Source organism: Vibrio mimicus CAIM 602, assembly GCF_000338875.1.
Classification (GTDB): Bacteria; Pseudomonadota; Gammaproteobacteria; order Enterobacterales; family Vibrionaceae; genus Vibrio; species Vibrio mimicus.
The window spans coordinates 1-1801 of record NZ_AOMO01000084.1; the positions used below are offsets into that span (position 1 = coordinate 1).

Here is a 1801-nt window from a genome sequence, read left to right on the forward strand (position 1 = left end):
AAACTTAAATATAACAAACTGTTCAAGAGGGATTCGCAACGCGTGGCATTTTCGCTATGCGTTGAATTTAGTGATTAAGGTGGTATGCGGCGGCTTTTTTGCGTTGCTCACCCCTTAACAGGGCGTTATGTGTATAGGTAGGTTATGAGTAAAAAATCAATAGAGCAGTATCTAGAAGTAATTAGTGAACTTGATAAAAAGCTAATAATAACTGTAGGTAAGATAACTCGTGCCAACAATGGGACTATGTATCAAATGGATCTATTTAGCTCGGCAGTAGTTAACCGATCCTTAGAGTTATCAAAAGGCTTTGAAAGTATGATTAAAGCTGAGCTGTTTTTATGCGCAGCTCCATTGCTTAGATTACAACTGGATAACTTACTAAGATACTCGGCGCTATGGTTAGTAGAAAATCCTGATGCAGTTTGTCTAGATGTACTTGGCGGAAAACCAATTAGAAAGATAAAGGACAAAAGTGGTAAAAAGATGACAGACGCTCATCTTGTTTCTGTTCTGTCTAAAGAAATTGAGTGGATCTCCTCGGTTTATGAGAAAACTTGTGGTTATGTACACTTTAGCGAGAGTCACTTCCACAAAACCTTATTGTCTGCAAAAGATGGAAAAATAGAAGTCGGCATCGGTGATAAAGCCAAACCCATCCCTGATTCAGCATTAGAGGAAGCATGTGCAGCATATCAGGCTATAACAATGGAATTACTACGGTATTTGGATGGGTGGTTGCATACTAAACAGTCATACGAAAAATACACATAACAAACTGTTCAAGAGGGATTCGCAACGCGTGGCATTTTCACTATGCGTTGATTTTTGTGATTAAGGTGGTTTGTGGCGGCATCGGTATTGCGTTGCTCACCCCTTAACAGGGCGTTATAACTCACGGAGGAAAAATGTACTTTTACTTGCCAATATACAAAGAAACAAAAGAACAGTTTGAAGAACGGTACGAAAATAACTTCGCTAAGAGAATCTCTGAGTTAGAAGCTCAAGGCGGTAATGTGATTAGCCAAAGAATGCAGATGAGAATCAAGGATCAATTGGCTAAAGATATGGGAAGAAGTTGGCGACAAAATCAAGCGGTAGGTTGGATTCGAGTCGGCAAGGGAAAAGGTGGTTTTACTTTTATTATCTCAAAATCTAACCCTGAAAGACCGCGTGGCCCCAAACGCTATTTCGACTTAATTCCACCGGACGAATGTTACGGCGGTTACCATGTTATTTCTTTTGAATCGTGTGCCAACTCCGCTGAAGTACTAGAACTATTTAAGCGTATTTTTTCAGAGATTGTAGAAGATTCTCCGTTCAAAGGTTGTTTTGTTGACGACAGCCAAATTGTGAATTTAGCTGATTTTATTGATTGGAAGGCGCTCATCGATAAATGAGTTATAACAAACAATTTAAGAGGGATTCCCAACGCTTGGCATTTTTGCTTCTACTTCAAGTTTAGTGTTTATGGCACAATGCTTTAGGTTTTGGGGTAGCGTTGCTCACCCCTTAATTGGGCGTTATGCTTAATCACGTAAAATCAGTGATTTATGATTTTTCTTTGTTCCCCAGGCTTGTTTGTTTCGAGTTTTTCGGCAAGTCGGCTCCAGTGGGCGCTGTTTTTCGGACACTTATTCTTTGGCGCTAAAAACTCTGAGAATTGCCTCAATCAATTCTCGGGCAAGCGCGAGGTTAGGGCGGTTGGCTCAATCAGAAATCCATTTCTAGGTTTTCAAACTTCAAACCAGATTTGCCAAATTCCGAGCCTGATTATCAAAACTATGATTCATTTCGGTTT

2 protein-coding genes are annotated in these 1801 nt (G+C 40.0%); both read left to right on the top strand.

All coding sequences use genetic code 11. The annotated features are described in order from the left end of the window. Positions 1–144: 144 nt before the first annotated feature. Positions 145–774 carry a hypothetical protein gene (locus tag D908_RS01915; RefSeq protein WP_005527258.1) on the top strand — a complete coding sequence of 210 codons (630 nt, stop codon included), beginning with the start codon at positions 145–147 and terminating at the stop codon, positions 772–774. 134 nt (positions 775–908) lie between these two features. After that, positions 909–1400, top strand: a complete 492-nt coding sequence (locus tag D908_RS01910) for a hypothetical protein (protein WP_005527260.1) — start codon at positions 909–911, stop codon at positions 1398–1400. The last annotated feature ends 401 nt before the right edge of the window (positions 1401–1801 follow it).